The organism is Pseudidiomarina mangrovi, assembly GCF_003999375.1.
GTDB classification, from domain to species: domain Bacteria; phylum Pseudomonadota; class Gammaproteobacteria; order Enterobacterales; family Alteromonadaceae; genus Pseudidiomarina; species Pseudidiomarina mangrovi.
This window is the reverse complement of record NZ_RJLC01000014.1, coordinates 108081-125946: the sequence shown is the minus strand read 5'-3', so window position 1 is coordinate 125946 and position 17866 is coordinate 108081. Positions and strand designations below refer to the sequence as shown.

Annotated in this window: 21 protein-coding genes; 13 read left to right on the top strand and 8 right to left on the bottom strand. The window is 51.7% G+C overall.

Features of this window, described 5'->3' with window-relative positions:
- Positions 1-122: 122 nt before the first annotated feature.
- The 4 genes from ubiK to EFO84_RS06350 all read left to right on the top strand — a co-directional run bounded on the left by ubiK (position 123) and on the right by EFO84_RS06350 (position 3912).
- Positions 123-371, top strand: coding sequence for a ubiquinone biosynthesis accessory factor UbiK (gene ubiK / locus EFO84_RS06365; RefSeq protein WP_127347214.1), 249 nt, complete (start codon positions 123-125; stop codon positions 369-371).
- A 5-nt stretch (positions 372-376) separates the two neighbouring features.
- Complete coding sequence (locus tag EFO84_RS06360; protein WP_127347213.1) at positions 377-1117, top strand: ferredoxin--NADP reductase; 741 nt, start codon at positions 377-379, stop codon at positions 1115-1117.
- 220 nt (positions 1118-1337) lie between these two features.
- Positions 1338-1886, top strand: a complete 549-nt coding sequence (locus tag EFO84_RS06355) for a hypothetical protein (protein WP_127347212.1) — start codon at positions 1338-1340, stop codon at positions 1884-1886.
- A gap of 481 nt (positions 1887-2367) precedes the next feature.
- Positions 2368-3912, top strand: a complete 1545-nt coding sequence (locus tag EFO84_RS06350; RefSeq protein WP_127347211.1) for a YifB family Mg chelatase-like AAA ATPase — start codon at positions 2368-2370, stop codon at positions 3910-3912.
- 136 nt (positions 3913-4048) lie between these two features.
- Here the strand turns inward: EFO84_RS06350 and EFO84_RS06345 are convergent, their stop codons facing one another.
- From EFO84_RS06345 to EFO84_RS06335, 3 genes are all read right to left on the bottom strand, one after another.
- On the bottom strand, positions 4049-4585 hold the full coding sequence (locus EFO84_RS06345; protein WP_127347210.1) for a hypothetical protein: 537 nt from the start codon (positions 4583-4585) through the stop codon (positions 4049-4051).
- 370 nt (positions 4586-4955) lie between these two features.
- Complete coding sequence (gene ltaE / locus EFO84_RS06340; RefSeq protein WP_431355322.1) at positions 4956-5969, bottom strand: low-specificity L-threonine aldolase; 1014 nt, start codon at positions 5967-5969, stop codon at positions 4956-4958.
- Positions 5969-6610 carry a hypothetical protein gene (locus EFO84_RS06335; RefSeq protein ID WP_127347209.1) on the bottom strand — a complete coding sequence of 214 codons (642 nt, stop codon included), beginning with the start codon at positions 6608-6610 and terminating at the stop codon, positions 5969-5971. The genes ltaE and EFO84_RS06335 overlap by 1 nt, the downstream gene beginning before the upstream one ends.
- Before the next feature lie 104 nt (positions 6611-6714).
- On the opposite strand from EFO84_RS06335, the gene EFO84_RS06330 reads away from it, so the two are divergent.
- From EFO84_RS06330 to EFO84_RS06315, 4 genes are all read left to right on the top strand, one after another.
- On the top strand, positions 6715-7686 hold the full coding sequence (locus tag EFO84_RS06330; RefSeq protein WP_127347208.1) for a PLP-dependent cysteine synthase family protein: 972 nt from the start codon (positions 6715-6717) through the stop codon (positions 7684-7686).
- Positions 7687-7689: 3 nt separating this feature from the next.
- Positions 7690-8853, top strand: coding sequence for a cystathionine gamma-synthase (locus EFO84_RS06325; protein WP_127347207.1), 1164 nt, complete (start codon positions 7690-7692; stop codon positions 8851-8853).
- 103 nt (positions 8854-8956) lie between these two features.
- On the top strand, positions 8957-9172 hold the full coding sequence (locus EFO84_RS06320; RefSeq protein ID WP_127347206.1) for a hypothetical protein: 216 nt from the start codon (positions 8957-8959) through the stop codon (positions 9170-9172).
- A 17-nt stretch (positions 9173-9189) separates the two neighbouring features.
- The gene (locus EFO84_RS06315) at positions 9190-9615 is read left to right on the top strand and encodes a VOC family protein (RefSeq protein WP_127347205.1); all 426 of its coding nucleotides are present in this window, start codon (positions 9190-9192) and stop codon (positions 9613-9615) included.
- A gap of 15 nt (positions 9616-9630) precedes the next feature.
- On the opposite strand, the gene EFO84_RS06310 is transcribed toward EFO84_RS06315, so the two are convergent.
- The gene (locus tag EFO84_RS06310) at positions 9631-10572 is read right to left on the bottom strand and encodes a pyridoxal-phosphate dependent enzyme (RefSeq protein ID WP_127347204.1); all 942 of its coding nucleotides are present in this window, start codon (positions 10570-10572) and stop codon (positions 9631-9633) included.
- Positions 10573-10644: 72 nt separating this feature from the next.
- Here EFO84_RS06310 and EFO84_RS06305 point away from each other — a divergent pair, with 72 nt between their 5' ends.
- On the top strand, positions 10645-11259 hold the full coding sequence (locus tag EFO84_RS06305; protein ID WP_127347203.1) for a YjaG family protein: 615 nt from the start codon (positions 10645-10647) through the stop codon (positions 11257-11259).
- Here the strand turns inward: EFO84_RS06305 and EFO84_RS06300 are convergent.
- Both EFO84_RS06300 and rsmD read right to left on the bottom strand, forming a co-directional pair.
- Positions 11256-11537: a DUF1145 domain-containing protein gene (locus EFO84_RS06300; RefSeq protein ID WP_127347202.1), complete on the bottom strand. Its 282-nt coding sequence runs from the start codon at positions 11535-11537 to the stop codon at positions 11256-11258. The two genes, EFO84_RS06305 and EFO84_RS06300, sit on opposite strands and share 4 nt — an antisense overlap.
- A complete protein-coding gene (gene rsmD, locus EFO84_RS06295; RefSeq protein WP_127347201.1) occupies positions 11534-12145 on the bottom strand; it encodes a 16S rRNA (guanine(966)-N(2))-methyltransferase RsmD in 612 nt (203 codons plus the stop codon). Before rsmD ends, EFO84_RS06300 begins: the two co-directional genes overlap by 4 nt.
- 88 nt (positions 12146-12233) lie before the next feature.
- Between rsmD and ftsY the strand changes: the two genes are divergently transcribed.
- The 4 genes from ftsY to rpoH all read left to right on the top strand — a co-directional run bounded on the left by ftsY (position 12234) and on the right by rpoH (position 16016).
- A complete protein-coding gene (gene ftsY / locus EFO84_RS06290) occupies positions 12234-13340 on the top strand; it encodes a signal recognition particle-docking protein FtsY (RefSeq protein WP_127347200.1) in 1107 nt (368 codons plus the stop codon).
- Positions 13341-13348: 8 nt separating this feature from the next.
- Positions 13349-14020, top strand: coding sequence for a cell division ATP-binding protein FtsE (gene ftsE / locus EFO84_RS06285; RefSeq protein ID WP_127347199.1), 672 nt, complete (start codon positions 13349-13351; stop codon positions 14018-14020).
- A gap of 2 nt (positions 14021-14022) precedes the next feature.
- On the top strand, positions 14023-15003 hold the full coding sequence (ftsX, locus tag EFO84_RS06280; RefSeq protein WP_127347198.1) for a permease-like cell division protein FtsX: 981 nt from the start codon (positions 14023-14025) through the stop codon (positions 15001-15003).
- A gap of 146 nt (positions 15004-15149) precedes the next feature.
- Positions 15150-16016, top strand: a complete 867-nt coding sequence (gene rpoH, locus EFO84_RS06275) for an RNA polymerase sigma factor RpoH (protein WP_127347197.1) — start codon at positions 15150-15152, stop codon at positions 16014-16016.
- Here rpoH and EFO84_RS06270 read toward each other — a convergent pair whose 3' ends face one another.
- Both EFO84_RS06270 and EFO84_RS06265 read right to left on the bottom strand, forming a co-directional pair.
- Positions 16017-16724 carry a divergent polysaccharide deacetylase family protein gene (locus tag EFO84_RS06270; protein ID WP_127347196.1) on the bottom strand — a complete coding sequence of 236 codons (708 nt, stop codon included), beginning with the start codon at positions 16722-16724 and terminating at the stop codon, positions 16017-16019.
- The gene (locus EFO84_RS06265; RefSeq protein WP_127347195.1) at positions 16724-17866 is read right to left on the bottom strand and encodes a murein hydrolase activator EnvC family protein; all 1143 of its coding nucleotides are present in this window, start codon (positions 17864-17866) and stop codon (positions 16724-16726) included. Before EFO84_RS06265 ends, EFO84_RS06270 begins: the two co-directional genes overlap by 1 nt.

Genomic DNA, 17866 nt, shown 5'->3' with positions numbered 1-17866 from the left:
CTTCCTTGGCAGGTAATGACCATCACGGTTTAGCGTGAACGAGCGGCAGATTTTACCGCAAAGAACTGCTAAGCTAAATGCAAATAACACAGTGACTGCCTGTAGTCACCGAAGGAGCCGTTATGGACGCCAAAAAGATTGAAGATATTGCCCGCCAAATCAACGACAGCATTCCTGCTGGGGTGAAAGATTTCGCCGGTGGCTTAGAGCAGCGTATTAAGCAAATTTTGCAGCAACAGCTGAGCAAATTAGACGTGGTCACCCGCGAAGAATTAGACGTTCAGCAACAGTTATTACTGCGCTTACGCCAGCGTGTGGATCAGCTTGAACAGCAATTAGCTGCGCTACAAACCCCAGCACGTAAGGACTAATTGCAATGGCGCAGTGGTTAAGCGGTGAAGTGATTGAAAATTTTGCCTGGAACAGCGAGCTGTTCAGTTTGCGGGTGCGCACCGAGCCCTTTACCTTTACCGCCGGTCAATTTGTCCGGCTGGGGTTAACCATTGAGGGGCAGCGGGTTCAACGCGCCTATTCGTTGGTGAATGGCCCAGCCGACCCAGTGCTCGATTTTTTGGTCAACCGCGTGCATGACGGGCTATTTTCACCGGCTCTGCATCAGCTCAAAGCCGGCCAACATATTGAAGTATCGCAGCCAGCCAGTGGCTTTTTCACTTTGAACGAAGTGCCTGATGGCGATGATTTGTGGCTGATTGGCACCGGTACCGGTATTGGTCCGTATTTTTCCATGCTGACCACTGCCGAGCCATGGCAACGCTTTCAACGTATTCACCTCGTGCATGCGGTTCGCCATGCCGAAGATCTAGCCTATCAGCCGCTCATCGCCGAGTTGTTGGCTGAACGCGCCGGACAATTTGTGTATCAACCGGTGGTGAGCCGCGAAGACCATGCAGGCGCCCTGCGTGGCCGTATTCCAGCGCTGATCAGCAGTGGCGAACTTGAAGCCGCAGTCGGCTGCCCACTGACCCCACGCTCGCAACTGATGCTCTGCGGCAACCCCGAGATGATTCGCGATGCCCGCGAACTGCTCGCCAGCAAAGGCTTACCGAAAAACCTGCGACGCACCCCCGGCAACGTCACCATCGAGCATTACTGGTAAGGTCATAAAGTTAGTGATAAATTTCGCTATAGCACGTACATCTAAAAATCTTCTATGAAGTTAATATATTTCAGGATTGGTCAAGTTCCAAGTACCGGTGTAGTTAAGATAGTCATCCATACAAAAGGCATATTAAAAGTAAAAGAAAGTTGAATTAAATATTCATTGTGTCTCCCTTTCTGTTACGGTCATCAAATAGAATATGGAGAAAAGGGGCCTTATGAAATATCTTTCGACATTAACCACGATCGTGATAACCCTTTTTATTTTAGTTAATCCCTGTAGAGGGTTAGCTTCAGAGTCCGAGCTACCTGAGGGTTATGTAGATAGCACTGGTCTTGATGTGTTATGTAAAGGCATGGATGCAGCAATAGTTGGGGTATCTTCACTGGCAGCTGGGGTTCGTGCAGCGACCGCCACCTTTACTGCTTTTGAATTGTACGATATAGCAACAGAAGGTGTTTATAGTCGCAGCGCAGAGTGCTCAATGAGCTGGCAAGACTGGGCTAATTATTACAAAAGCAACCCCGTAAACTATAATGATTTTATTAAGGAGCATTGTGGTGGCAATCCATTAAATTGTCCCGGAACCTATAACGTCGACCAGCCGATGGATTGCAGTACTTTTATCGTATGTTCAGATTATGCTGTTGATGTATTAAACGGACCTTTTTCAGTGAATGATTTAGTAGCACCATTCGCTCAATTCGAAATGCAGTACTACTATAATGACTGGAACTTTGACTCGACCACATGGGATATTCCATAAATGATGAGGAGTGCGTAGTGGGGCGACGGATCTATTATTTTTTTAAGTTGACAGTGATATGGTGGTTAATATTTCTTGGAGCGATACACATTATCACGATCCTATCCTTGATTTTAGAGTGGGATAATCAACGCAACTTCACGCTTGATGAGCACCTGAGAATATCGATGGTTTCATTCTCTGGAGCTTTAATCTTTAGTATTAGTGATACTTTTAAAAAGATCTGTATAGAATTAAAAAAGAAGGAACAGGATTAAAGACGCTGGTGCCATTCCCACCTTCAATTAAACCCTTTCTGGCCGTCTGATTCATTGCTAATGTGACCCCAAGGATAATTATCATTCTTTTTGTTGGTATTATAAGGTTTAGCTAATTTACCATTAAGATATATCCCCAATTAAAATACGTTTTCACGCTGTTGTCCTCAGCGCTGTGACCGACTAGCCTTGTGGTTGGTTCGTTGAATTGCAAAGGATGGCAGATGGGCGCACGAGCATTACGATTAGCGCGGGTATATACCCGTGCGCTACAAGGCATTGACGCACCGTTAGTTACGGTCGAGGTGTGTTTAGCCGGTGGCTTGCCGGCATTTTCCATGGTTGGGTTACCGCAAACCGGAGTGCGAGAGGCGCGTGACCGGGTGCGCTCGGCTATTCTGGCCAGCCAGTACGACTTTCCGAAAGCGGTGAAAATCACCGTAAATTTAGCCCCTGCCGATTTACCCAAATATGGTGCACGCTACGATTTGGCAATTGCCATTGGCATTTTGGTGGCCGCCGAGCAAATTCCTGAAAAGGCCGTGGTGGGTCGCGAGTTTTATGGCGAGCTTACTTTAAATGGCGATTTACGTGGTGTCAGTGGCATTTTGCCAGCCATGATGGCATGCCGCGATGAAGGCCGCGAAGCAGTTATCCCGGCCGATAACCACAACGAAGCAGCGGTGTTGCAACAGCAGCAGTGTGTGGCGGCGATTAGTTTGCGTGATGTGGTGGACCATCTGATCACGCCACACCCACTCCCTTACATCAAGCCGCTGCAGCTCAGCGGTGAACTGGCCGATAGCCATTTAGATGTGGCTGATGTGATTGGTCAGCAGCAAGCGAAACGGGCATTGTTGCTGGCGGCGGCTGGTGGCCATCATCTGCTTTTTGTCGGCCCTCCGGGTACCGGCAAAACTATGTTGGCGCAACGTTTACTGGGGCTGTTGCCAGCGCTGAGTGAGAGTGAAGGTTTGGCGGTGGCAGCGGTACGATCGATCAGTGGTGGCGCACAGCAGCAACAGGATTGGCGCCAGCGTGCGCTGCGTAATCCGCATCATTCGTGCTCTGCCGCGGCGTTGGTGGGTGGTGGCTCGCCACCCCAGCCCGGCGAGATCTCGCTAGCGCATAAAGGGCTGCTATTTTTAGACGAACTTCCGGAGTTCTCGCGGCATGTGCTCGATTCGCTGCGTGAGCCGTTAGAATCTGGGCAGGTAACTATTAGCCGCGCTGCCCATCAAATTACCTTTCCGGCGCAGTTTCAGTTGGTCTGCGCACTGAATCCATCACCCTGTGGCCACTTTGACGGCAACCTCAGCAGCGCTCGCGCTAGCCCGGACCAAATCATTAAGTATCTGGGCCGTTTGTCAGGACCGTTACTGGATCGCATTGATATGCAAGTGGAGGTACCACGGCAACCTGAGGTGCTCAAGCAGCAGGTCAGTGTCAGCGAGCCAATATCGCCGCAGTGGCGACAGCAGGTTATTGCCTGCAGGGCGCTACAGCACCAGCGTCAACACTGCCTGAATAGCGAAATGCGTCCCGCCCAATTAGCCGAACACTGCTTACTTAGCGGCGACGATCATGACTTCCTAGTCCGCGCCATCGAACAATTCAGCCTGTCGCATCGCGCCTACCACCGCTTATTGCGGCTCGCGCGCACCATCGCCGATCTCGATCAAAGTGCCACCATTATGCGCAAGCACCTCGCCGAAGCGCTCAGCTTTCGCGCCCTCGACCGGCTGCTTCAACAGCTAAAGCAACTGTAATTATAGCTCGTATAACTACGCTAATGGCGTATAATTGATAAAGCTAGCTGTTCTGAAAAAGCTGGTTAAGGATTGGAGCTAATGGACATTAAATTGTTTGAGCAACTTGTTGAAAGTAGTCAGCAGGCTGACCTAATCATGAAGGGTAAGATGCAGCCGGGTCGAGTGACTGAATTTCCGCTGATGGAAGTTCAGGCGATTCGGGCCAAGACTGGTTTGAGCCAAAGTGGCTTCGCCCAACAACACTATTTTGATTAAATGAATTATTTACTAACTTATATGCACTGTCAGAAAGTTCAATTGGTACTTCTATATCAGTCAGTAATGTTTGAATGTCCGTCTTTATATTTATTGCTTCAGTGAACCCAGCAGCTATCGACATTTCTGTTGGTTCGGGAAAAATCATAAACTCAGGCAAACCAGGCTCGTAGGTTTGAATAATTGTATAAGAACGGATTGTCTCTGTACCAAAGTCAGCGACAGTAATAGTGAATTCTCCCTCACGAGATCCTGCAGAGCGAACATAATCTATTGAGGCCTGCTCCATTTGGGTGGAGTCACAGAATGTACAAATAATCTGGCCTAAGTTTTCGGATGCGAAAACTCGAGGGGAAAAGAAGAAACTAATAATAAAGGCAAGGCAAGGCAAGGCAAGGTAATTAAAGCTTTTCATTGATATCGATTCTCCGTCTTTCGATAATGTATACAATAAAAAAATAAGCTCCTAGCACGAAAACTGCGCCGGCACTAGTTGCATTGATGTGAATATCAGAAGGGTCTTTAAAAGTGAAGTTACTTTGAGCGCTCCCGAAAATAAAACAGAGCCAAAGAATTATGCCATTGGTCCCGAAAGTGGAATGATTGTGGTAAATTAAATCTCGCGTTAAAACCACTGCAAAACAGATGTAGATGAGCGATGCTAAGTAATTGATGGTGGGAAAGATAACCATCAATGCCAAGCAATTAGCAATTAGTTGGTGAATCAATTTCGTTCTGTGTTTCATGATCTCCTCATTGGTATGTATCCATAAGTTTAAAATCGTTTAACTCAATGCTTCGGCAAACAACCCAATCACCCGTTCTACGTCGGCGGCGCTGACGTTGAGGTGTGTGACTAGGCGCTGGCGCTGCGCTCGTGACACTAGTACGCCGTGCTCGCGTAAGTAATCACTTACTTTCAATGCGTCTTCTAAGCTACCGTAGTTGATGTACACCATGTTGGTGTGCTGCGGTTCTAAGGTTAAGCCGGGTAGGCCGTGTAATCCTTGATGTAAACGGGCAGCGTTGGCGTGATCGTCAGCCAACCGTGCCACGTTGTGGTCGAGTGCATAATCCATGGCTGCAGCCACAATACCGGCTTGGCGCATACCGCCACCGAGCATTTTGCGCCAGCGATGGGCACGGGCAATAAACTTTTTCGAGCCAACTAGCACCGAGCCAATGGGCGTGCCGAGACCTTTTGAAAAGCAAATCGAAATACTATCAAACGGCGCGCAGAGTTCTTGTAACGACAACCCAGTGGCAACCGCTGCGTTAAAAATACGGGCGCCATCAAGGTGCAATTTCAAGCCGTGCTTATCGACTAATTTGCGCGCTTGCTGCATGAACGCTTGCGGAATAACCCGGCCAGTATGGGTATTCTCTAGCGCCAACAGCCGAGTAATCGGAAAATGTGGATCATCGGGCTTAATGCGTTTTTCCACCCGCGCCAAATCTAACGTGCCATCGGCTTCTACTTCAAACGGTTGCGGCACAATACCGCCTAATACCGCAGCGCCGCCGGCTTCATAGCGGTAGGTGTGGTATTCCTGCCCAACCAAGTATTCCTCGCCGCGCTGGCAATGGCTCAGCAGTGCCAGCAAGTTGGTTTGCGTGCCACTTGCTGCAATGAGCGCTGCCTCTTTGCCGGCCATGGCGGCAACGCGCTGTTGTAGCGTGTTGATGGTGGGGTCATCGCCGAACACGTCGTCGCCCACTGGTGCGGCAGCCATAGCTGCACGCATGGCAGCACAAGGTTGCGTGACGGTATCGCTGCGTAGGTCAATCAGCATAGCCATTAGTTTCCTTCATAACCCCAAGCAGGAGGTGGTAAATCAATCGGCGTGGATAAATCCACGTGTACTTCAAACAACCGGCCAGGGCGGCTCAGCTGGTAGGCCATGGTATTGGCATCAATAAAGCGAATGGACCAGGTGTTGGTGGTTGATACGTCTAAACCGTTGGCTATAAAACGCCCTTTACTACCCTCATCGACGGGGAATGCTTGCGCTGTGGCGGAGCCGGCGTCAAGGGTGCGGCCACCATAGGGTGAGGTGGCGTCGAGTTTACCATCGGGGTAGCGATGATAATGCTGAAAATCAATGTAATCAGCATACAGCGTCAATTCCCAGGTACGGGAATGGTCGTCACCGACATGCAACGGCATGCGCACCACATTGTCCTCGCAATCGCGTACGTGCACCACTAACGGGTGATCCCAAGCGGGTGATGGTGCGTTATCTTGCACAATCTTCGCGCTAAAGGCCTGACCACAGAATGGTGCAAAGGCAGCCATAAACGCTTGTTGTGGATTGCTCTGGGCAACTTCCACGGGCGCTGTCACAGTCTCTGTGGTGGTGTTTTCTGCTGCTGGCTGGCAGCCTGCGAGCAACACCAAGCTAGTGAGACTGGCGGCAATGAATGAACGATGAAGAGTCATGTTGTTTACTCCTGAAGTGTCGCCTTACTGTGCCATATCGTGCGATAATGCCACAACTGTTTTCATGACCATTAGCGTCACCAAACCAAATGGGTACGTAACCAATGCAAGTTTTTCAAACTGTCCTTGCCATGATTGGCAACACGCCTATGTTGCGCGTCAGCAACCTCGACACTGGCCCTTGTGAGCTGTATTTCAAAATGGAATTGATGAATCCGGGCGGTTCTATTAAAGATCGCATCGCCGTCAGCATGATTGCTGCTGCCGAGCAAAGTGGTGCGTTGCGCCCAGGCATGACCATTATTGAAGCTACCGCCGGCAATACCGGTCTTGGTTTAGCGTTAGTGGCGGCCAGCAAAGGCTATCCGCTCAAGATTGTGATGCCTGACAAAATGTCGGCCGAAAAAGTGAATAACTTGAAGGCCATGGGTGCCGAGGTGATCCGCACCCGCTCAGACGTACAAAAAGGCCACCCTGAATATTATCAAGATATGGCGGCGCGGCTGGCTCAAGAAAACGGCTATTTTTACGTTAACCAGTTTGCCAACCCAGCTAACGTGGCGGCCCATTATGAGGGCACTGGCCCGGAAATTTTGCAGCAAATGCAAGGTAACATCGATGCCTTTGTGTGTGGCGTTGGCTCCGGCGGCACTTTAAGCGGAATTGGCCGCTATTTACGTGAACAAAACCCAGCCGTTGACTTAGTCCTCGCCGATCCAGAAGGCTCTATTTTGGAACCACTGGTGAACCGCAATGAAGTGGTTGAAGCCGGTAGTTGGTTGGTTGAGGGCATCGGTGAAGATTTCGTGCCCGATATTTGCGACATCAAGCTGGCGAATAAAGCCTACGCGATTAGCGACAAAGAAGCCTTAAATACCGCCCGCGAGGTGTTAGTGAAAGAGGGCGTGATGGTTGGCTCAAGCAGCGGCACACTGATTGCTGCGGCGTTGCGTTATTGTCGCGAGCAAACCGAACCAAAACGCGTGGTCACTCTAGCTTGTGACACCGGCAATCGTTATTTATCAAAACTGTATAACGACGAGTGGATGAACGAACGTAATTTATTGGAGCGTTAAGCAATGGCTGACCAGCATGATTTAAAATTCGCCACCCGCGCTATTCACGGTGGCCAAGCCCCTGAACCGGTAACTGGCGCGGTAATGCCGCCTATTGTCACCAGCTCAACCTATATTCAAGAAAGCCCCGGTGTACACAAGGGTTTTGAGTACTCGCGCTCGCATAATCCAACGCGGTTTGCCTGGGAGCGCGCGGTAGCGAACCTCGAAAGTGGCAAGCATGGCTATGCCTTCGCCTCGGGTATGGCGGCTACCTCAACCATGATGGAAGTGCTCAACAGTGGTGACCATGTGATCGCCATGGACGACTTGTACGGCGGTACGTTTCGCTTGTTTGATAAAGTACGCGGGCGCTCAGCTGGGCTGCAATTTAGCTACGTGGACTTGACCGACGAAGCTGCGGTTATAGCCGCCATTCGACCGAACACCAAGATGATCTGGGTCGAAACCCCCAGTAACCCCATGCTGAAGTTGGTGGATATTGCCGCCATGGTGCGCATTGCCAAGCAGCACGGCATCATCACCGTGGTCGACAATACCTTTGCCACACCTTATAACCAACGGCCGCTAGAAATGGGCGTGGATATGGTGATGCACTCTGCGACTAAATACCTCAATGGTCACTCTGACATGGTGGGTGGCATTGCGGTGGTGGGTGATAACGCCGAACTGGCGGAGAAAATGACCTTTTTGCAAAACGCTGTGGGCGCTATCGCCGGGCCATTTGATAGCTATTTGGCCTTGCGTGGAGTGAAAACCTTAGCGCTGCGCATGCGCCATCACAACGCGGCAGCGCTGGAAATTGCCCAGTGGTTGGATCAGCACCCAGCGGTAGAGAAGGTGATTTACCCGGGCCTGCCAAGTCACCCACAACATGAGTTAGCCAAGCGGCAAATGAGCGGTTTTGGCGGTATGATCTCTATCTTGCTGAAGGGTGATTTAGCCAAAGCGCGGCGATTCCTAGAAAACATCGAGATTTTTGCCCTCGCCGAGAGCCTCGGTGGGGTGGAAAGCTTGATTGAGCATCCGGCTATTATGACCCATGCCTCAATTCCGAAAGAGAACCGCGAAAAACTCGGTATTTTGGATAATTTTGTGCGTATTTCGGTCGGTATTGAAGATACAAACGACCTAATTGCAGCACTTGATAAGGCATTAAAGGCTTAACAATCATGGTTTTGTGACAGCAGTATTTACACTCTTTTACAATTTCATGAAGTTCAGGTAGGCTTATTCCCAGAACAATAACTATCAACAAGGGAATACCGTTATGCCTCTCAACTTGTTTATTTTGCAAGGTTTGGTGGCGGCGTTGTTATTTTATGTGCTGGTGGCGCGTCATCACCACCAGCCGCTGTGGAATATGCTTGCCGTGTTAGCCTGTGGTGCCATACCACCGGTGAATTGGATTGTGTTACTGGTGGCTGTAGGTGCGCGGTTATGGCGTAAATCTGCGCCGCTGGTGGCGATGAAAAATCAGTATTAAGAGGCGCTTGGTCATTTATGGGTTCTGCATTACAGCCGTTTCACCTTGCTATTCCGGTTGATGACCTGAGCAAAGCGCGGGCTTTCTATGGCGACCTGCTTGGTTGCGAAGAAGGCCGCAGCGCCGACCATTGGATTGACTGGAACTTCTTCGGTCACCAGCTGGTCACTCACGTAGCCCCCGAGCGTATCGCCAAAGCCCACCACAACCCCGTGGATGGCCATGACGTGCCGGTACCGCATTTTGGTGTGGTGCTGAGTATGCCTGATTGGTATCAGTTATCTGAGCGCCTGCAAGCGAAAGGGCAGGCTTTTGTGATTGAACCGCATATTCGCTTTAAAGGCCAAGTAGGCGAGCAAGCCACCATGTTTTTCTATGACCTCAGCGGTAACGCGCTAGAGTTCAAAGCCTTCGAAGATATCGGCCAGTTGTTTGCCAAGTAGCCCGGCCCACCAAGCCTAATTCGGTGGCTGTGCGACATTACCGCCACTGATAATTGCACCCACCCGTAAGCCTTTAAATTGCTCAGCATAACGCATGATAGCGGCGATCACCGTGGCCGATGATGGCTCGATCCATTCGCCGGTGGTGGTGTAACACAATTGCTGCGCTGTGAGTGCTTCTGCATCACTAACTAGCAGCACGCCATCGATCAGCTCGCGTAGCACCGCAAAGGTGTGTGAACCCAAACTAGTGAGTAGGCCATCGCAAATACTGAGCGGTGGCATAGCCGGCTGAATACTGCCTTGTTGTAATGACGCCCAGCCATCGGCCGCCAGTTCCGGCTCTACGCCAAACACCTGCGCCACCCCATAGGCCCGTGCGGCAATGGCGGTGCCCGATAACAGCCCGCCGCCACCCAGTGGTGCTAGCAATACATCAAGTGGTTCAGCGGCTTGCAGGAGCTCCAGCGCAGCGCTGCCTTGACCAGCAATAATATGCGGATGATTGTAGGGCGGAATAAACACTCGGCCACTGAGCTGTTGCTCGGCGGCAAAGGCTTCGCGCGCCGCCATACCTGGTTCAATAGTGATGAGCTCGGCGCCATAGCGCGCCATGTTGGCACGTTTTACCGCTGACGCATTGCTGGCCACGCCAACCCGCACAGCAATACCTAACTGTTGACCCGCTGCCGCGAGAGCGGCGCCATGATTGCCCGATGACACCGTGAACACCCCAGCGTCACGCTGCTCTGGGCTGAGTTGCAGCAAGGCGTTGCAGGCCCCGCGATACTTAAAGGCACCGGTATGCTGGTGATGTTCAGCTTTCAAAAATAGCCGGCAACCCAGTGCGTGGTTAAGCGCTTCGCTATGCAGCACTGGGGTATGCGCGCGCATGGGCGCAATGCGCTGCGCCGCCGCTTGAAGCTCGGAAAAGTGCTGATCCAGTGATAATTCCATGTATACTTATTTACCTAAATTGTGGGCCGCAACGCGCTCATCATAGCAAGGCTTTTCGGAGCAAGGAATTCCATGGCGGTATTGAACACCTTTGAACGTATTCGTGCACTCCCGTTTGCCTATCAAACGCTATTGGGTTTGTATCTGTGTGAGCGCATGCTACCCAATTACGAGCTGTTTCATCAGGTGACCGGCTTTGGTGACCCAGCGCCGCTGCGCGGTGCGTTAAATGCGTTGTGGGATTGGTCGTGGCAGCCTAGCAAGGCCAAAGTCAACGTTGGGCGCTGGCAAGAAAAGGTCGATGAAGTGACCCCCAGCGAACACGGCCACGATATGCTCGGCGTATACCCAGCTATGGACGCCTGTACGGCCTTGAGCACCTTGTTACAAGGCTTACTCGACAAAGAAAGCAGCTATTTGGTCGATGTAGCCAAAGTATCGCAAGCCAGTGTGGCGAAATTTTTAGAGTTAACCGAAGGCGCCGAGTTAAGCGCTGAGGCGCGGCAGCAATTGTTGCGTGAGCATGAACTGACGCAGTATGAAATTGACGTGCAGCAGGCCCTAGTCAGCTACCTTGAAACCGTGGCACCTACTGCCGCGCAACCCAGCCAAACTATGGTACAGCAAATGCGCGCTATGCTGGCTGAAGAGGGCTGTTCGAATATTGGCGTCAGCCTCGCCGACTAGCGACCATTTTGGCGCTGCGGCTGTGCCTGCAAAATGGCCATCCAGCCGACCACACCAAAGGCGATGATTTGCCACGAATCACCGCTGCGCCATTGCAGCTGGCTGGCGTAAACGGTGCGGAACATCAGCAATTGCAGCAGATGCACAGCCACCAAGATCAGCAGCAGAATCAAGAATAACGCATAGCCCTTGCCGGGAAATGGCCACACCAAATTCGCCAACATAGCACCCCACACCAAGGCAAATAATGCCCGCCCAAGCCAAATGGCTGCTGTCATGCTGATTCCTCAATCTGATAAAGTTGATAGCTCACTTGGCCGGCGTTTTTATCGCGATGCAAGCGCCAGTGCGGCGGTGCGTGGCCTTGCCATTCCTGTTCGGTTTCGACATACACCCAACTGCCGGCATGCAACCAGCGGTATTGCTCCAGTAATTGACAGCAATGCTCGGCTAAGCCCATCCGAAACGGCGGGTCAATAAACACCACATCAAATGGCGCCGCCGGTTGTTGCCGTAAAAATTGCAGCGCATCGCCGGGCTGTACTAAGGCGCTGCCGTGGCTAGCCGCATTCAAGGTCTGCGCATGTTGGCTTAACAGACGAGCGGCCTTGGTATCCTTTTCAATCATCAACACCAAATCGGCACCACGTGACAACGCCTCAAAACCCAGGGCCCCACTGCCGGCAAATAAATCCAGACAGCGTTGCCCCTGCAACTCAAACTGCAACCAATTAAACAAGGTTTCACGCACGCGGTCGGTGGTTGGGCGCAGCCCCGGTACATCAGCCACGCTCAGCTTGCGGCCACGTAATTGGCCACCAATAATGCGCAGTTCGCCGCTGCCTTGCGGCTGACTGCGGTTTTGTTTGTGTGCACTTCGCGGCATGCTACAGTACGCCTTTCGGGTCATCTCATGGTAAACTCTGTGCATAGTGTAAACCCTAGGTGTAGTGAACTTCAAAGGTAAAACCGGCATGGCTAAAGGATTGTTTTCGTTGTTCCGTAAAAACCAGCCAGCGGCACAACAGCAACAGGCTCCAGAACCACCCTCGGTGGCAGAAGTAGTGGCACCTGATGCCGCAGAAATTTGTGCGCAAGTCACCGCTGAAGCGCGGGCTAAAAAAGCAGATACCTATCAGCAGAAGCCAAGCCTATGGAAGCGTCTGCGTGAGAGTTTGAAAAAAACCTCCAGCGCTATTGGCGATGGTTTGTGGGGTATTTTCAACGGCAAAAAAATTGATGATGAGCTGTTTGAAGAGCTGGAAACCCAACTGCTGATGGCGGATTTGGGTGTGCCCACCACCACGCGTATTGTGCAGCGCTTAACTGAGCAAGCCGACCGCCGCCAGTTACAAGATGCCGAAACTCTCTACCAACTGCTACAACAGCAACTGACCGAGATCTTAACCCCGGTGGCCACGCCGTTGACTATTCCAGCGGAGCAAAAAGGGCCATTCGTGATTTTAATGGTAGGCGTGAATGGTGTCGGTAAAACCACCACCATTGGTAAGCTCGCACAGCAATTTCGTCAGCAAGGTAAATCGGTGATGTTAGCGGCTGGCGATACCTTCCGTGCCGCCGCAGTTGAGCAGTTGCAAGTGTGGGGCGAGCGCAACAATATTCCGGTGGTGGCACAACATACTGGTGCCGACAGCGCGTCGGTGATTTATGATGCGCTAGAAGCGGCTAAAGCCCGTGGCGTGGACGTGTTAATTGCCGATACCGCAGGCCGGCTGCAGAACAAAGCGCACCTGATGGACGAACTGAAAAAAGTGGTTCGAGTGATGCAGAAGCTCGACCCGCAAGCGCCTCATGAAGTGATGCTTACCCTCGATGCCGGCACCGGCCAAAATGCCATCAGCCAAGCTAAATTATTCACCGAAGCGGTGGGCGTGAGCGGTATTACCCTGACCAAACTGGATGGCACCGCCAAAGGTGGGGTTATTTTTGCCATTGCCGATCAATTTGCCATTCCGATCCGCTATATTGGTGTCGGTGAAGGCATTGATGATTTGCGCCCGTTCGTGGCGCAAAATTTCGTTGATGCATTGTTTCAACGCGCGAGCGAGACCGAGGAATAGGCTGGTCCATGATTAAATTCGAGCAGGTCAGTAAAACTTACCCAGGTGGCTTTCAAGCCCTCAACCAGGTCAGTTTTCACGTTGAACCGGGTGAAATGGTGTTTCTCACCGGCCACTCGGGTGCCGGCAAGAGTACCTTGTTGCGGCTCATTAGCATGATGGAGCGGCCAACTGCCGGGCGAGTGATGATCAATGGTCATGACTTGCGCAAAATTGGCCGCCGCGAAATTCCCTACGTGCGCCGTGACATTGGCATGATTTTTCAAGACCATCGCTTATTGATGGACAAAACCATTCTCGATAACGTGGCGTTACCGCTGCTGATTGAAGGCTACAGCATGCAGGAGGCGCGTAAACGGGTATCCGCTGCGCTAGAAAAAGTAGGCCTTGGTGACAAATTACGCCACTACCCGATGATGCTGTCGGGCGGTGAACAGCAACGTGTTGGTATCGCCCGCGCTATCGTCAATAAGCCGCCGTTACTGTTAGCCGACGAACCCACCGGCAACCTCGACCCTAAGCTATCGTTAGAAATCATTCGCTTGTTCGAGGACTTTAACCGCCTAGGTACCTCCGTGCTTATTGCAACCCATGATTTGGGGCTTATTTCGCGGTTACGTTATCGCACCTTGAGTTTGAAAGATGGCCGTATGATCAACGACGGTTTGGCGGAGAATTAACCATGAGTTTACTATTCCGTTCGCGTAATCAGGGTGCTCAGCAGGTTAAAATTTCGGGCTTTCGTCGTTTTGTCATGTTCTGGGTGCATAATGCCCAACAAGCCATAGCTAGTTTGGGTGAATTAGTGCGCTATCCCTTTGCCAGCATGATGACCATGGCGGTATTAGGATTAAGTTTAACCCTACCGGCAACCTTATATGTGGTGGTGAAAAATACCGATACGGTTGGTGCCAATTGGCAGCAGGCATCAGAAATCACGCTATTTTTGCGCAAAGATTTGTCGGCTCAAGAAGTCGCTACGTTTACTAAGCGGTTGAGTTTATCGGCGGCGATTGAGAATGTGACGTGGATAGACCGCGATACTGGGTTAGCGGAATTTCGGGACGCTTCTGGGTTTGGTGATGCGCTGAATTCGCTCAGCGAAAACCCGTTGCCCGATGTGTTGTTAGTGACACCGGCGGCGGACCAACGCTCGCCTGCCGCATCGCGGCAATTACTGGCCAGCTTGCAGCAAGAGCGCGAAGTTGAAGAGGCGCGGCTGGATGTCGCCTGGCTGGAGAAGTTTGCCGCACTGATTCAGTTGGTGCGCGATGGCTTTTTGGCGTTAGCCCTGCTGTTGTGTGTATCGGTGGTGCTGATAGTGGGTAATACCATACGGCTCAATATTAGCAGCAAGCGCGATGAGATCATGGTGATGAAGCTGGTGGGCGCAACCGATAGCTATATTCAGCGGCCGTTTATGTACACCGGTGTGTGGTACGGCATTGTTGGTGGCTTGATCGCTTGGTTGGCAACAGCCGTATTGATATGGTGGCTTGATAGCGCGGTGCGTAACATCAGTCAGCTGTATGAGAGTCAGTTCAGCCTGCAAGGGCTGACTTTGAACGAAATGATGGTATTGTGGCTGCTGGCCATTGGCTTAGGTTTGCTGGGTTCTTATTTAGCGGTAAGAAAACATGTTGCCGCCATTGAACCGCAATAATTTGTCCCCATATGATCAGATAAGATCAGCATGATCAAACGTTGTCAGCAGCGTCAATTTTGCTAGAATAAGGGAACTTTTCAGGCCGGAACTGGTCTGATGTGTGTTGCTGAAACTCAGCGCACAGTAGAAGAGGATGTTGTTGAATGAGCACTGAAATGACGAGTATGGCCTTAGCACTACCGCAAAGTAGCGGCAGCATTGAAGCGTACGTGCAGTCAGTCAATCGCATTCCAATGTTGACTGCCGAACAAGAGCGCGAGCTCGCCGAACGTTTAGTGGAACAGGATGACTTAGAAGCTGCGCGCCAGCTGATCATGTCACACCTGCGCTTCGTGGTGCATGTTGCGCGCAGTTATTCAGGCTACGGTTTACCGCAAGCCGACCTCATTCAAGAAGGTAATATTGGTTTGATGAAAGCGGTGCGTCGTTTCGACCCAAGCATGGGCGTGCGGCTAGTATCATTCGCTGTGCATTGGATCAAAGCAGAAATTCATGAGTATGTGCTGAAAAACTGGCGCATGGTCAAAATTGCCACCACCAAGGCGCAGCGCAAGTTATTCTTTAACTTACGCAAAATGAAGTCACGCTTAGGCTGGTTCACCCCAGAAGAAGTCAACACTGTAGCCGAAACCCTCGGTGTCAGTACCTCAGACGTGCTAGAAATGGAAGCGCGAATGAGCTCGTATGATCAAGCCTTTGAGCTCAGTTCCGACGACGACGATAGCCGTGAGAGCAACAACTATTCGCCAGCCCAGTACCTTGAAGACAAGCGTTCTGATTTGGCTGAAGAAATTGAAAACGAGCAGTGGGAAGCACAAACCCAACAGCGCTTGTTTGCCGCCATCAACACCCTTGATGAGCGTAGCCAAGACATTTTACGCTCGCGCTGGTTAGACGATAACAGCAAGACCACTCTGCAAGACCTTGCCGACAAATATCAGGTTTCTGCTGAGCGCGTCCGTCAGCTCGAAGCCAACGCCATGAAGAAACTCCGCAACGCTATGGCCTAATCAGCGCAGCAGCGCTGATACCTTGACCAATTCAATCTGTTGTTCACTTAAGCGCGGTAACTCGCGCTTAAGTAATTGGTATGTCGCCTCGTGCGGATGGCCAATGGCAATGGCAAAGCCCTGTTGCTGCGCTTGTTTGAGCAGTTCCGCCCACGCCACATTGAGCCCTTCAGTGGTGGCCTCGTTATCTAAGAACACATGGCGCCGCGCTACCGGTAATCCCAATTGATCAGCGGCAGTCTCGGCTACCGTATCGGCATGGGTACGGCTATCTAAAAAATACAAACCACGCTCGGCAAGCCCCGCCATTAGCCAATACATAGCCGTGCTATCAGCGGTTAGCTCGCTACCCATATGATTGTTGATACCGCGGGCAAAGGGCACGGTGGCAAGCGCAGCATCAAGAGTGGCTAATAGTTCCGGTTGGTTATGGCCACTTGAGAGCATGCCGGAACCGGCATCGGCGCTACCGCGCGGCTGCATCGGCATATGCACAATAATTTCGTGCTGCGCTTGGGCTGTGGTAGCAATGCTCTCGGCATAGGGGGTGTGCGGTAACACAGCGAGTGTCAGTGGCCCAGGTAAGCTGGCGAATCGTTGATGCTGTTGGCTATTACCGAGATCATCAATAACTACGGCAATACGAATATTGGTGGCGATGGCCGGTAGGCTATGCAAGGCGATAACTAAAAGCAGCCAACGCACCATTAACGCACCCACTGGGTCGGGTTTACGGCATTGCCATTGACCCGTATCTCAAAATACAACGCCGGTGCGGTTTGCCCGCCGCTTTGTCCAACTAAGGCAATGGTATCGCCTTTGCGCACCGTGGCACCAACCGCTGGGATCACCGTTTGGGTGTGGCCGTAGAGGGTTAGGTAACCATCGCCATGATCTACCACCAGTAGTAAGCCAAAGCCGCGCATCCAGTTGGCGAATAAAATACGCCCGTCGGCAATTGCGGTGATGGGAGTACCAGCAGCGGCTTCAATCATCACGCCTTTCCAGCTCACGCCGCTGCTGCGTTGAGTGCCAAATAATCGTTGCACGCGGCCTTGAACCGGCCAGCCTAAACGCCCTTTCAAAGCGCTTAAGCCCACCAAGCGTGGTTCATCACGCAAGGCGGCAATAATTGCCGCTAACACCTGTTCTAATTCTTCTTGGTCACGACGTAGCTTTTCGATCTGCTGCTGATCGGCCGATTGCTCCCGTTGCAGGCGGGTGATTAGCGCTTTTTGTTCACGTTGCTGTTCTTGCAGTACGCCTTGTTGGCGGCGCTGTGTTGCCAGTTGTTGTTCCAGTTGTTGCTGTTGTTCGGTAGTCTGTGTGCGTACCGTCTCGAGCTCTTGCTCGATGGTTTGTAAGGCCTGTAGTTCGGCCATACGGGCGCGGTTAAAATAGCCGTAGTAGCCGAGCATACGCTCAAGTTTGGCTGGGTCTTCTTGGTTTAAAATGAGCTTGAGAAAATCATGCTGGCCAATGCGATAGGCACGGTCTAACTGCTGCGCCAATAGCGCCACTTGCTGCTGCTGTTGCTGCTCTAAAACCAGCTGCTGCTGGGCCAATTCGGTGAGCTTACTGCGGCTGCTGCGTAACTGCTGTTCGGTGCCGTTGAGTTCAGCAGCAACGGTACTGATTTGCCGCTCCAACTGCTGTAATTCGCGTTCGGTCAAGGTCAGTTGCTGATTACGCTGGCCCATTGCAGCTTCGCGCTGCTTCAGTGCATCGGCGATGGCTTTCAGTTGCGCTTCAGTGGCTGCCTGTTCGGCACTGCTGGGCGTTTGTGCCAGGACAACACCTGGCTGCGCCAGAAGTGCACAGACTAGCAGTGACAGCGCCACAGTGCGCAT

Excerpts from the sequence above, each read along its gene's own strand:
- ubiK (WP_127347214.1), top strand. The coding sequence starts at position 123 with ATGGACGCCAAAAAGATTGAAGATATTGCCCGCCAAATCAACGACAGC.
- EFO84_RS06360 (WP_127347213.1), top strand. The coding sequence starts at position 377 with ATGGCGCAGTGGTTAAGCGGTGAAGTGATTGAAAATTTTGCCTGGAAC.
- EFO84_RS06355 (WP_127347212.1), top strand. The coding sequence starts at position 1,338 with ATGAAATATCTTTCGACATTAACCACGATCGTGATAACCCTTTTTATT.
- EFO84_RS06350 (WP_127347211.1), top strand. The coding sequence starts at position 2,368 with ATGGGCGCACGAGCATTACGATTAGCGCGGGTATATACCCGTGCGCTA.
- EFO84_RS06345 (WP_127347210.1), bottom strand. The coding sequence starts at position 4,585 with ATGAAAAGCTTTAATTACCTTGCCTTGCCTTGCCTTGCCTTTATTATT.
- ltaE (WP_431355322.1), bottom strand. The coding sequence starts at position 5,969 with ATGGCTATGCTGATTGACCTACGCAGCGATACCGTCACGCAACCTTGT.
- EFO84_RS06335 (WP_127347209.1), bottom strand. The coding sequence starts at position 6,610 with ATGACTCTTCATCGTTCATTCATTGCCGCCAGTCTCACTAGCTTGGTG.
- EFO84_RS06330 (WP_127347208.1), top strand. The coding sequence starts at position 6,715 with ATGCAAGTTTTTCAAACTGTCCTTGCCATGATTGGCAACACGCCTATG.
- EFO84_RS06325 (WP_127347207.1), top strand. The coding sequence starts at position 7,690 with ATGGCTGACCAGCATGATTTAAAATTCGCCACCCGCGCTATTCACGGT.
- EFO84_RS06320 (WP_127347206.1), top strand. The coding sequence starts at position 8,957 with ATGCCTCTCAACTTGTTTATTTTGCAAGGTTTGGTGGCGGCGTTGTTA.
- EFO84_RS06315 (WP_127347205.1), top strand. The coding sequence starts at position 9,190 with ATGGGTTCTGCATTACAGCCGTTTCACCTTGCTATTCCGGTTGATGAC.
- EFO84_RS06310 (WP_127347204.1), bottom strand. The coding sequence starts at position 10,572 with ATGGAATTATCACTGGATCAGCACTTTTCCGAGCTTCAAGCGGCGGCG.
- EFO84_RS06305 (WP_127347203.1), top strand. The coding sequence starts at position 10,645 with ATGGCGGTATTGAACACCTTTGAACGTATTCGTGCACTCCCGTTTGCC.
- EFO84_RS06300 (WP_127347202.1), bottom strand. The coding sequence starts at position 11,537 with ATGACAGCAGCCATTTGGCTTGGGCGGGCATTATTTGCCTTGGTGTGG.
- rsmD (WP_127347201.1), bottom strand. The coding sequence starts at position 12,145 with ATGCCGCGAAGTGCACACAAACAAAACCGCAGTCAGCCGCAAGGCAGC.
- ftsY (WP_127347200.1), top strand. The coding sequence starts at position 12,234 with ATGGCTAAAGGATTGTTTTCGTTGTTCCGTAAAAACCAGCCAGCGGCA.
- ftsE (WP_127347199.1), top strand. The coding sequence starts at position 13,349 with ATGATTAAATTCGAGCAGGTCAGTAAAACTTACCCAGGTGGCTTTCAA.
- ftsX (WP_127347198.1), top strand. The coding sequence starts at position 14,023 with ATGAGTTTACTATTCCGTTCGCGTAATCAGGGTGCTCAGCAGGTTAAA.
- rpoH (WP_127347197.1), top strand. The coding sequence starts at position 15,150 with ATGAGCACTGAAATGACGAGTATGGCCTTAGCACTACCGCAAAGTAGC.
- EFO84_RS06270 (WP_127347196.1), bottom strand. The coding sequence starts at position 16,724 with ATGGTGCGTTGGCTGCTTTTAGTTATCGCCTTGCATAGCCTACCGGCC.
- EFO84_RS06265 (WP_127347195.1), bottom strand. The coding sequence starts at position 17,866 with ATGCGCACTGTGGCGCTGTCACTGCTAGTCTGTGCACTTCTGGCGCAG.